9 protein-coding genes are annotated in these 12,771 nt (G+C 44.7%); 1 reads left to right on the forward strand and 8 read right to left on the reverse strand.

Annotation, left to right across the window (positions count from 1 at the left end):
* Positions 1-170: 170 nt before the first annotated feature.
* Positions 171-2,036: a hypothetical protein gene (locus H6570_09960; GenBank protein ID MCB9319596.1), complete on the forward strand. Its 1,866-nt coding sequence runs from the start codon at positions 171-173 to the stop codon at positions 2,034-2,036.
* A gap of 208 nt (positions 2,037-2,244) precedes the next feature.
* Here H6570_09960 and H6570_09965 read toward each other — a convergent pair whose 3' ends face one another.
* The 8 genes from H6570_09965 to H6570_10000 form a co-directional block, all read right to left on the reverse strand.
* Positions 2,245-3,147, reverse strand: coding sequence for an NAD(P)-dependent oxidoreductase (locus tag H6570_09965; protein ID MCB9319597.1), 903 nt, complete (start codon positions 3,145-3,147; stop codon positions 2,245-2,247).
* 194 nt (positions 3,148-3,341) lie between these two features.
* Positions 3,342-3,878, reverse strand: a complete 537-nt coding sequence (locus H6570_09970) for a helix-turn-helix transcriptional regulator (GenBank protein MCB9319598.1) — start codon at positions 3,876-3,878, stop codon at positions 3,342-3,344.
* Between the two features lie 128 nt (positions 3,879-4,006).
* Positions 4,007-5,512, reverse strand: a complete 1,506-nt coding sequence (locus H6570_09975; GenBank protein MCB9319599.1) for a class A beta-lactamase-related serine hydrolase — start codon at positions 5,510-5,512, stop codon at positions 4,007-4,009.
* Between the two features lie 359 nt (positions 5,513-5,871).
* On the reverse strand, positions 5,872-8,202 hold the full coding sequence (locus H6570_09980; protein MCB9319600.1) for a right-handed parallel beta-helix repeat-containing protein: 2,331 nt from the start codon (positions 8,200-8,202) through the stop codon (positions 5,872-5,874).
* 261 nt (positions 8,203-8,463) lie between these two features.
* Entirely contained in the window at positions 8,464-9,069 is a 606-nt protein-coding gene (locus H6570_09985) for a hypothetical protein (protein ID MCB9319601.1), read from the reverse strand.
* A gap of 594 nt (positions 9,070-9,663) precedes the next feature.
* A complete protein-coding gene (locus tag H6570_09990; protein ID MCB9319602.1) occupies positions 9,664-10,671 on the reverse strand; it encodes a hypothetical protein in 1,008 nt (335 codons plus the stop codon).
* 310 nt (positions 10,672-10,981) lie between these two features.
* Positions 10,982-11,725 carry a hypothetical protein gene (locus tag H6570_09995; protein ID MCB9319603.1) on the reverse strand — a complete coding sequence of 248 codons (744 nt, stop codon included), beginning with the start codon at positions 11,723-11,725 and terminating at the stop codon, positions 10,982-10,984.
* A gap of 42 nt (positions 11,726-11,767) precedes the next feature.
* The gene (locus tag H6570_10000) at positions 11,768-12,739 is read right to left on the reverse strand and encodes a hypothetical protein (GenBank protein ID MCB9319604.1); all 972 of its coding nucleotides are present in this window, start codon (positions 12,737-12,739) and stop codon (positions 11,768-11,770) included.
* Between the last annotated feature and the right edge of the window lie 32 nt (positions 12,740-12,771).

Here is a 12,771-nt window from a genome sequence, read left to right on the forward strand (position 1 = left end):
AAGCCGTTGTTTATCCAACCTGGTAATGAAATAGTTTATAATAAAACTGGGCTCCACATAGGGGATACCCCCTACCCGCTTGTCATAGTAGAAAGAAACGAAAGACTCTCTCTATTGCAGCATTTCTACCAAAAGCTTTATTAACCCGGCGCAAGCCAAAATCTGAATTCATGAAACGCATATTAATCTATGTATGCCTGGCATACACCTTCATCCTTATGCCCTCGTGCAAAAAAGATCTATCGCTGGATAATCTGGTAACGGCAGAGCAAACGGTAGAATCCACCGCCCGGATAAGCCGTTGTAATACGGATAAACGAATGGACCTCCTCTATCAAAGCCGGCCTGGTTACCGTTCGGAAATTATGGAAGGAAGGCAGAGAGAAATGCTGAATCTCGAAACCAGGACACCAACCGAACTCGCATTACTGACCATCCCCGTTCACGTGATTGTCGTGCATCGCACCGGACAAGCGGTTGGTACCGGAACCAACATCAGTGATCAGCGCATCCTCAGTCAGATCGCCGCTCTGAACCTTGACTTTCTGCGCAAAAATGCAGACGCGGTCAATACGCCTTCTGTTTTCAAAGTCAGTGGTGGACAGATCCAGTTTTGTCTGGCATCCGTGGATCCCAACGGCAATGCTACGAATGGCATCACCCGCTACCCCACAAACCAGGATTTTGACAACAATGAAATTGCAATCAAACGGGCATCCCACTGGGATCCCAAGCGCTATATGAATGTTTGGGTTGCTCCCAATATCGACGGTCTAGGCTATGCTTATCTGCCTACGCCAAACTCTCTACCAAGCACGGACGAAGACGGCGTGGTTATCCTCACCGAGGCCTTCGGTGGACCAAACAGTGGTGCTACCGCACCATTTAACCTGGGCAGATCCCTTACCCACGAAGCAGGCCATTATCTGGGACTGGACCACATCTGGGGCGATGGCTGCCAGGTGGATGACGGTATTTCGGATACGCCGAACCAGGCACAGGAAAATTACGATTGTCCAAACCATCCCAGCCCTTCGTGCAACAATCAGGGCGACATGTTTATGGATTACATGGACTATGTCGATGATGACTGCATGAATGCTTTTTCGACCGGGCAGGTCACCTACATGCGTTCCATCCTTGGCAGCTCCCGCGCCCAGCTGATCACCCCGGGAAGAACGACCTGCTCAACCGGCACGCCAACGCCACCCCAGCCCACCTGCGATGATGGTATTAAAAATGGAGATGAGACCGGGATCGACTGCGGTGGTTCCTGCAAGCCTTGTGAAGTGGCCGCATCGGGAGTGGACGCAGGATTGACCAGCCTTACCTACACCGTCAGCAGTACGCAGGCATGCAGCCCTTCGGTTAATTTCAAAGTAATCCTTAACAATTATGGGACTACGGCATTGACCAGTGTGGTGATTGAACTTTCGGGTAATGGAGGAAAACTGCTTGGATACACCTGGAAAGGGCAACTGGCGGCAAAAGGAAAAACAACAGTCACCCTTCCATCCGTGACCATCGGTGGCGGTCAGCAACAAATAGTAGCCACAAGCAAAAGCCCGAACGGAAAAACGGATGCCAATACCGGTAATGATCAAACCAGCGCGAATGTCACGGCACCAGGCGGATCACAGATGACTCTGGTAATTAAGCCGGACGACTTTGGCGCTGACATCTCCTGGAAGATCCGGGACAGCCAGGGCAAAGTGGTCGCCAAAGGCGGAGGTTACCCCGATTTTGACCGGAAACAGATCAGCGAGTCCATATGCCTGCCTTCAGGATGCTATAAACTCACCATGTATGACAGTTACGGAGACGGCATCTGCTGCGATTATGGCAAGGGCTGGTATGAATTAAGAGATGCTAATGGCCGTGTCATTCTGGATTCGGATGGCTACTATGGATACCGGGAAACACAGAGCTTTTGCATCGATTCAAAAAACAGATCTTCTTTACAACAAGTCGAGCGCGACACGCGTCAGGTTCTGCCGGACCGTCGGGTAACAGCCAATCCGGTCAAGAATCAATAACCCCAAATTACTGCAACAAAGCCTCCGGGAATGCCCGGGGGCTTTTTGTTTTGTAGCTGGACTATAAGATCAATCCCATTTCGATGAAGGAACAAAAAGGGCAATCCGCTGGATGAGGAGCAACCCGGCAGGTCAGATAAATACACCGAGTGGTATCACCTTGTAAAAAATGGCATCGGTGAAACACAATTGTGACGGCCGGACAGGCTCAGTCCCACTTCACATACTTCCGCCAGTTGTGTTGTTCTTTGAACCCTAATAGTTCACGGATTTTACGATTGGAAAACAAAGCTTCATGTTCACCCAATTCGCGGGTAACCGGCACATTGGGAAAGAATTTTTCAGCCAATTCCATACTGGGAATAACAGCACCATTGTGATCGTTTCCGGCATTAAAAACCTGGTAACCCAGACCATCTTTTTTCAAACACAAATCTACGATTTGCCCCAGATCACGGGCATCTATATAACAGAAGGCATTTCTTCGACGTACCTGTGGATTTTGAAAATAATACGGAAAGAGTTTGGCGTATTCATCCGGTTCAATCACATTCCCAATACGCAACGCATAAATATCAAAACCAGAACGCCGCTGGAAACTACGGGCGGTCTGTTCGTTGACCACCTTCGACAATCCATAGCTATCCATAGGATCAACATCGTAGTCCTCCTCCAGAGGCAGAGATTTTGGGTCGGTCTCCCCATCGGAAAAACAGATGCCGTAGGTCGTCTCCGATGAAGCAATAATAATTTTTCGAATTCCAAGTTTTACAGCTGCCTCCAGCACATTATAGGTTCCTATGGTATTCACCCGAAACGTTTCATTATCCGGCTTGATCAGAATTCTGGGTATCGCCGCAAAATGCACTACGGCATCAAAAGTGGGTTTGCCATTCCCTGTATCCAATTCATCCAGGCCCATGTAGGAACTCAGCGCATTAAACATTTGTCCCGAATCCGTAATATCAGCGATCAGATTATCCACTCCCGGATGATCAAGCGGAACGAGATCAACATTCAACACCCGGTGCCCCTGGTCAAGAAGATACGGAATAACATGCTTACCAGCTTTACCCGAACCTCCCGTGAAAAATATCCGCAACTTTTTCATAGACACCCTATTTGATTCTTTACTGTGCCTCTAGCATTTATAGCCCGAAAATACAACGCACCGTTATAAATCGCCTCTATTTCTGAGGAACAATGCTAATCGCTCCCGGATGGGCTTAGAGAATCGAATACCCATTATTGTGATGCAATTAGGTCCTGGCAAATCCTGGCTGTCGGTTCTTTTGTCAGACCATTTCATAAAATGGAGAACTTTAAAGCGATCTGAAGCTTGCCATTTTTTTGCAGTTGTATGCCGTTTTTTACCAGGATAAAAAGATTCGCCAATAGGGCCACCACGACCACGGTGAGCGTAACCATATTGTTATCGTTTAAGAGTCGTTTGACGAAGGAGCTCAATACCACCAGGATGGCAGTGGCTATCAACCAAACCAATTGAATATCTACCATCTTTCTGGCCGTTGGCGACCAATTATTGTAGTAATACATGATAATCAGAGGAGCAATTACCTGAAGCGGTGGTAAAATCAGAAAAGGAATTGGAATAAAATTGATGTACCTCAGGGCTTTATCTGTTGACTGACCTGTTTCCTTTTTTTCCAATAAATCAATTTCATCAATACCCAGTGATTTAGCGAGCGTTTTCCTGGAATAGCCTTTGGGTACCTCCCCAGCTTCAATCCTTTGGATGGTGCGAACAGAAACACCAGATTGTTCTGCAAGCTCCTTTTGCGTTAAATTTAACCGTTCCCGGTGGTAAACCAAAGGGTTCATCCTCGCTTAAGATTCTAGGTACAATGCATTCAAGTCTGGCTGCTCGAGCGGGTTACACGTCTCATAACCCCTTAAGCCCTGACTTTGGACAATGTACGAAATGAACCTGTTTCTTTGCAAGTGCATTGCTATCCCTCCAAATTTCGCCGTACGATTTCTGCACCCAGCTCGTCAAAATATTCTTCAATGATCTTTTTCCAGATCTTCAACCCGTTTTCCGAATTAATAAAAAGGACCAGACCACGCTTTGACTCCGGCAAAACCATTGCGATGCATTTAGTGCCCGTGTCACCTCCGGTATGAACCAAAGCATATTCATTACCGGGTAAATTGGGAAAAACCTGCATACCAAGCCCCCAGTTTATGCCTTCCTTCACGATCGAAAGCGGGCTACTGAATAACCTATATAACTCCGGCGAGAGACCTGCTCCATCCAGGATATACACCAGAAACTTGCCATAATCTTCGACAGTAGTCAGCAGATTGGCAGCAGCATTTACCGTTTTATATTTGTCATAAGCCAGTGGGTTTCCTTCCGGATCGCTTTCAACCGCATAACGGTTTTCGTCAACCTGATCCGACCAGAAATAATGGGTGTCATGCATCCCCAGCGGTTCAAACAATTCCTGACGCGCGATTTCATCCAACGTTTTGGAAAATTTGTGTTCCAATGCCTTCCTGAGGTATTCAAAACCTTCCCCGGAGTATTGAAATTTTGTACCCGGCTTAAATTCAAAAACCAATTTCTTATCCGCTCGCAAATACCTCCAGTTAGGCAATCCCGATTGCTGACTCAGAACATTTCTGGTCGTTAATTTCGGAAGATATGGAGCATCTTTTAGCTCCGGATCCACGTAATACAAGGATAGCGGTTCGTCCAGGTCCCAAATCCCTTTATCCACCAACTTCAAGACGGTGAGTGCCGTAATGGGCTTGGTCAGAGAAGCCACTTTATACAGGCTGTTGTAAGTGATCGGGAGGCCTGGCTTTTGCTCGCCAAAAGCACGGATCTGTTGCAATTTGCCGTCATGGATGTACCCGATGGATATGGACGGGATCTTGAGTGCCTTGATCAGCGATTCAATATTTCCGTCGTCATTAAACAAAGGAAATGGAAAATGGTCCTCGAATGGTTCAGGGTATCGTTCAGGCTGTTGATGATCGTAGCTGATTGCTCGGAATAATTTCCAATTGCCCTGTTCCAGAATCCAAATGTGGGTAAACTTACCATTGACGGTAAAACGCAGTTCTTTACCCGGTACTGCAATGAAAAACTCATGGATTCCTGTCTGGATAGCGCCATATAATTTACCCTCATTCTTTAACGGATAAACCTGCAAGCTACCTTTGACCAACTTTCGAATGGGCTTAATATCCGGGTTTGAGCAAATACTTTCCTCAAAGCCCTGGAAAAAGGCATCCCGGTCCTGCATCCCGTTTTGATCGTGCATAAATTGCAGATCCGGGTGCATGATCTCCTTTAAAACTTCGAGATTGCAATGATTAAATCCCTCATCGAAGACTAAGCTATCCGCAACCCTCAACTGCTTATACAGGTCGGAATCTTCAGCGACCTGACCTATGCCATTTGTGATTAATAACAGATAAGTTATCATAAAAAATATCAGTCTCATTTAGTATGAATTTTAAGCAGACAAGTTATCTGCATAATCGATTTAACGGCCGATATGGGAGCCGCCAATATGCCGCCAATAGCATGACAGAACTATAATCATCTATAAATCAATATTTTAAAGATCAGCTATTACAGCATAGTTTCATTGGCCCAGCAAAGAACCACGCACTCCGGTTTTATAAAAAGGGTGTAGAAAATGGGACACGAAGACCATCTGAAGCTAACCGAGACACCGTAAAACACATATATATATTTTTTGATGCAGGGATTTGCACCGGAAGGACTGATCATTGAACCATCGTTTGATAAGGACCTGTGTCGTCTTTCATAACGCTTATCTTCAACCAGGGTTAACCGTCACTCCATAGTATTACCGGGAATCACCACAACATTTTCTTTTTGATTCCGGAAGATGACCATCTGCACTGGCTGGGTCAGGTCTGTTTGTTTTGCAGCTAGAAGCAATTCATCCAGGTTATTCACCGGCACACCTGCAAACTGGAGGATCACATCATTGGCCTGGATGAAATCCCGCATCCGGCTGTCGTACTTTACCTGAGTCACCACATAAATACCTCGTTCGGAATCCATCCCGGTCGCCGATCGCTCACCTAATGTCTCGAGGTTCTTAATCCGCCATCCCTGCCATACCATAGTGTTTGTACCGGATGCATGTTGATTTTGTATAGGAACCGGCATACGCGGTGTTTTGGCCATGTTCTTCAGACGGGGAGAGACTACACCGAATTTGTCCATGGGGAAGTTTTGAAAGCCCATTTCGAACACCTCTAAATCCTGGGCCTCCACACTAAAATCACCCTTTTGTGGATTAACGAAATCAATCTTTGTTTCGATGGAATGCTGATCCGTACCATGCTGCCGGGCAGTTTCCAGGGCTTCCTGGTCGGTAAAGAGGTTATAATCAACCATCTCGCCCCATCCCTGCAGCTGGATAGGTGCGTACTGACTCATCACAATATTCCGGGTAAATACATCACTGCTTTTTGCAAACCATACATGCGGATGGAAGGTGCTGTTAACCAGGATGTTGTTCTCAACCACACGGTAAAAGCCTTCACGGAGTTTGATGCCACCATTCAGGCATAAATTGTCATAAATGCGGTAGTTACTCGAACCATCATCCAGGTCGATGTCCCACCCGCGGTCACAACGGAATCGATTATTGCGGATAACCGTGGTTGCCATGGCATCAGCCAGAATCAGCGCTGGCTCTTCCGTGACCAGTGTGTCCATCGTGGCGCGCTTTGGGTGCCAGAAACGATCACGCCCCCAGGAATTGAAAGAACCGTGGTCTCCGGTTTCTTTCACCGTATCGAATACATCGTTGTACTCAATAATATGACCACCCCAGGTGCCTTCACTGACGTTGATCCCGGCACGGGGGACTTCATAAATACTATTGTGGCTTACCGTAATCCCCTGGCTCATCGAAATCTCCACGCCGGTAATCTGTTTTTCAAATAATCCAATGTTATGGATCAGGTTGTCCAATACGAAACAATTAGAGGGGAAGTTGCTAGTTCTAGGTCCCGGTGCCCGATTGATCTTCTGTAATGGGACAAACTCATTGTATTCAAAACTGGGTGATCGTAAGGCACCGGTGTCACCTACAAAGCAAACCGCACTCGCACCTATCTGTGTCAGATGGCATCCGGAAATGCCGGAATTGCGATTATATTTTGAAAAGAAGACGGCATTTCCTCCCAGATTATGTAGATATGCATTTTGGATGGTACAGTTCTCCGTTCCTTCCAAAAAAATGGCTCCTCCACGGTATATCGTCCAATCAGAACGCAACAAGGGTTCATAGTGCTCCATAAACGTCCGGGTGGCAAGTGTAAACTCCAGGTCTTTCAGGATGATGTTTTTGACCGGATTCGCTGTAGTTCCTCTCACCTCAATAAGGTGTTTCAGTTTTGCGACTTCAAAATTTGCCGTATGAATGTCTTCACTGGCGAGGGGGTAATAATACAATATGGATTGTTGAGAATTGAAGTACCATTCTCCCGGGGCATCCAACTCCTCAAAGATGTTTTCTACCATGCGGTTGTCCGGGCTCAGGCCATTTCTCCGGTTATTTTGCCATCCGCCTTCCATTTCCAGTCCATCATCTGCTGTTTTACCGGTAAAACGGTAGTGAAAATCACCCCAGTCTCCGCGGTGCATGGCATGAAGAAAGCCACCTGCTGGATTATTCCAGGTTTTAATTCGCGCGGGTGAAGTCGCATCGGCCGCGGTACCATTGAAGCGTAATGCGGTCGAATCGTAATTCGGATACCGCGCCATCGGCCGTATGACACCATTGACCGTCATCAGGTCCATTGAACTCAAATCATGAACATGAGCCTGCATGATCCCTTTTTGAAACGGGGCCCACTGAAGGTTCAGATTAACGCCACCGCTGATCACCACATGTTCTCCGGGGTATCCAGAAATTGTCAATTGTTTACCCTCATTGCCATCTTCAGGTGTAAATACCAGCACATTGTCAAGATAATAGGTCCCCTCCCGGAGATAAATCGTAATAAGTCCTGATATACGGCGAGCAAGTTCCTGGGCATGTACCAGGGTCTTGAAAGGTTGGTCTATCGTACCCGGATTTTCATCGTTCCCGCCTGGAGATATAAAATAAGCCGTTTGGGCTGAAAGGCTCAGGGATGCACTCATCCCCAACAACAACAAACATTTGTAAAACCAGTAGCATAAAGCTTGTTTCCTCATTCCGGACTATTTGCATACAGGTTGCAAATTAACCCAAAACATGCAATAGCTATCGCAGCTCAGTGCAATTATGCATCAGAACAGGAAGTGCAACCTGCCAGGTAACGGCAGGCACTTAAAAAACTTGAATCATGCTGATCGTCACGGAAGTTGCAAGAGTGGCTGATTGGTTTGCCAGGATCCTTTACATGCTCAGGGCTATCCAGGTCAACCTTTGCGCCCTCCGAAAGAATATCCAAACGTCAAACCGAAATCCAATCCGGATGCAACTTTGTAATTCCTGGCGTAGGTATCTCCATCCTCAGGCACCTCATTTTTCCAGGTGTATTTTCCGCCCACCGGTGGTCCATAGCCCAACCAATAACTTATGGTAAAGCCCTTTTTCCAGACATAGGTCTGTCCGATGCCGACACCTATGAATGAAGCATGATACAGGAATTCAGCTTCCTTATGAATTCCGTCCAAATTGAAGTACCGTACGTTAAGGTCTGCAAACGTGTTGCGATAGGACGACTTGATCAGCCATAAGAATTTGGCATCTGAAACGGGTTTGAAAAAATATTTGTAGTGTAGTCCAAGCCCATATTCCTTTTCCTCTGAGATAGAAGGGAACGAGCCACCTCCCTGGAAGAACAGGGCATGACGGGGAGTTAAACGGATTTCATAAGCGATCCCCCATCGTTCAAAAGCCAATCCTGCAACATTCAACTGAATAGAATGCCGGTAAAATAGCTCATTAGACGGCTGGGCTTGAACAAAGCAAGAAATCGTTAAGAGCCCAACCAGACTGAAAACACATCGTAAATAACGCATCTGAATTATAAATTTTCAATTAATCAAATGTCCACTAAACACTAAACCATTCCACGTTATGCATATGAGACTTACATTCATTTGAAGCAATGATTCATATCATTTAAACTAGTGATACGCTCACCACTTTTTCCTGAATGTCAAATCTGATATGGATTATGAGTACTACCCTGAAAGAACGGTATCGTTTCTTATTTCAGCATCTGCCGGCAGATTTAACAGCTGATTATAACGTGAAGTATAGATTAAAGAATAAGGATAGCATACAGGTTCATCAGAGGGTCACAAGTTCATTCAGCAATATCTTCGCACAGAGGACCAAGTTTTCATAATGGCTCAGGCTATTATTTATTTTACTTAAGGTTTTCTTTCAATTTCATTTTCGACATCCTTCAAGAGTGACTTTGAATCTTCTAAATGTGACTTTAATCGGATAGAGATGAAATTAGCCTGATTGAGTACACCGATTATGCTTGCAGACAAATCTGAACCAAAATGCCAATAACTACCAGGATGATTTCTCCAATGACATATTGAATATATTTACCGAACTTTATTCTGCCTGATTCTCCGGAGTAATTTTATCATCGCTGATTATAATGAAGATTTTAACCTGAACTTCAAGACCTTCATACCGAAAATATCTCCCACATAAATGTTACCAGCTTTGTCCATGGTAATGTCATGATACCAGGATGGTTTTCGAAGAGGGGAACCATCAGATCCAAAGCGAAAACGTTCATCCCCCGTGGGACCAAATCCAAAAATGGTTGATCCATTTGCCATTGAATCTTTTTGAATGCGTGAATCGTAATCAACGGCAACTAACATCCCAAGATCAGATAGAGTCAGGGAGGGTATTTGTTCAACGTCTTGATTATTTTTAAATGTCCGTAGGTACTTGCCCAGACCATCAAATTCCTGGATCCGGTTATTTTGCCGGTCTGCCACGTAAACATTCCCATCCTGGTCCAGATCGATGGCGTGCGGGATATTGAATTGGCCCTCCAGATCACCAAACGAACCCCAACTCAGCAGGTATTTTCCCTCAGCAGAAAATTTAGCCACCCTGCTATTACCGTACCCGTCACTTACGTAGAACGTCCCATCCTTGCTAACGGCAACATCGGTAGGGAGATTGAAATGGGTGGAATCGTTGCCAGGTGTTTTTGCTTCTCCCAGTGTCATCAGCAATTGGCCTTCATGACTGAATTTTAAGACCTGGTGCAAGCCAACATCGGTTACCCAGACATTATTGCTTTGATCAACAGTCAGTCCATGGGGCATAATAAATAGGTTCGCACCCCAACTATTAATAATTTCCCCGGATTCACAATCTATTTCGAGGATCGTATTGCGTCCAATGGTTGTATCGGGAAATGGCGTCGTCCACAGACGTCCGGCCCGGTGAAATACAAAGAGGTGATTATTGCTATCCACGTCAATTCCGGTTGGCTGGCCGATGGTACCCGGTGGATAATGCGGCCAGTTGTCAACCAATTCGTAGTCTATCTTTTTGTTGTCATCAACTACGTGGTCTGGTTGGTTATTACAAGCAATAATGAATAGAAGCAATACTGAAAAGGTAAATCGGAAATTCATGATTAATGTTACGAATTTGACGAATGAATGCAATTATAATGATCAGGGTTACGGATAAAGGACTTTACCTTAATCTTCCCCGGAGATGGTTTTTACACTGACCTGGAAGAGAAAAGCACTTTTTCTTTTGAAAATAGTCGTTTTTCTTTCAAATTCATTTTCAAGTAAAGATCATCGTGTTTTAACTCATAAGAATTGGACCGCATAAAAAATGATACTTTTTCAACTGGCCCTTATCGACTTGATTTTTTCTCAATCCCCGTAAGAGTCTTAACTTGGATTTATGACTTGCATGCTACATAAATATTCTTTACAATGATTCTAAATCCTCATTGATTAAAGCTAATACATTTTGGGTTTCTTTTAAATTTCTAAGGAGCATTGTACCGATGATATTGCGCTGTACTTTTACCGATTTCAACATGGCTAAATAGGTTTTATCATCCAGCAACGACGTGTAGTCATGAGGGACCAATGGAATGCTTAATGGGTTATGGACATCGAATTTTTCATCATCATAGTCAAACAGCTGGTCAATTTGAGTTTGCCGGTTTGGTTGAAAAGATTCAAAATATTCCATCTCCTCAAGCAAATTATTTTGTGCGATCTCAAATAACTCAATGACACCATTTCTCACCGTATCTGAAGCTATGATGTGATACCCTATATTCTTAAGATTTTCGTACCCTGCAGTTGACAAAGATATATTTGTACCTGGTATGCGGGCATTGTGAAAGTGGATGTTGAAGGAGTCGTTATAATCGGCTCCCTCTTGTAACGCCTTAATAATGATATCGCTTGATCTGTTCCATTTCGCCCTTCTTAAGGAGTCCTGAACCATTTCATTATCATTTGCTTCCAGTGATTTTTTAATTTCAATCAAGGTCTTTATTTCTAACGCCCTTTCTTTTCTCCATTCATTCCAGTTATTGATTTGTAGGGCAATGAGGATTCCGAGCACAACCAGTACAATCTCTCCGGTGGCATACTTCAAGTATTTCAGGCTGGAGGTGTTTTTAAAAAAATCCCGACGAATGTTACGAAAAAACTTCATGGTTTCAGGGTTTCAGGATGCTGTTTGTGTTGCATCCTACTGTTATTTCGCAGATAGCCAATGCAACGTGTTTAAAACAAATTGTTTCCAATCGTAAGTCGTCAGATTCATTCCGGCGGCCTGTTTTGCCAAATGCTCGTCTTCATAATTCTGGACTATTCCGTCAGCTGGCTTTGACTGGTCTTCGGTATCAAATAGCATGGCCGTAAATCCATTGGCGTCTCCAAATGCAACAACCTTTCCTCTTCCAACTGTACCTGCCAGACCCTGTGAGTCTCCCTTGCCGATCGGTCCGACACCGGTAGCGTGCATCACATTTTCAGATGACTCAGCCAGCCTTAATAAATTGGAATATCCTTCACCCGATAGTCCGCTTCCACCGAACGACAATAATTTGTTAATCCTTTCGGATGGTTTTCGCCCCTGAATAATGGGGTGTTCCCTGTTCAGAGTTCCATTTTCCGTAGAAAATTCAATCCATCCTGTTCTCCCGATTTTCTTATTATAATGGGCGGTGTCGATGGTGTAACCAATGCTTGATGTAATACCAAATTTGTGTAGCAACGGATTTATTGCCTGGTCAAATGGCGCATGTTCACTGAATACCACGAGAGCCCCACCGTTGGATACCCAATCATACAGACTGGTTATTTCTTCTTCGGAAAAGGTGGATTCATTGGTGACTTCGTTTTTTGTGGTGAAATCAAAAGGAAGCGCCGTGATAATCATTAAGATATCAAACTGATCTAAGTATTGCGGTGTAAATTCTGAATGACCGACAATGGGTACGTAGCCATCCGCTTTAGCCAGGTCAAAGAAAGGTTGGATAAAATTCCACTGAATAAAAAAATTATGGTGAGCCCCATCCAATCCAATTTTAGGCCCTTTCCCGATCGCATAAGCGGGGGAATTCACCCTGGTATCAAATGTTGTGTCGTTTGACATGGGCCATTGGCTAAAAACAACACTTAATGGTAAAATCACAAAAAGGAATGCCAGGCAGGATCTTGTCATTTGGTTTTAAGGATTAAATGAATAATAACTAA

The sequence above is a fragment of the Lewinellaceae bacterium genome, assembly GCA_020636135.1.
Lineage (GTDB): Bacteria > Bacteroidota > Bacteroidia > Chitinophagales > Saprospiraceae > JAGQXC01.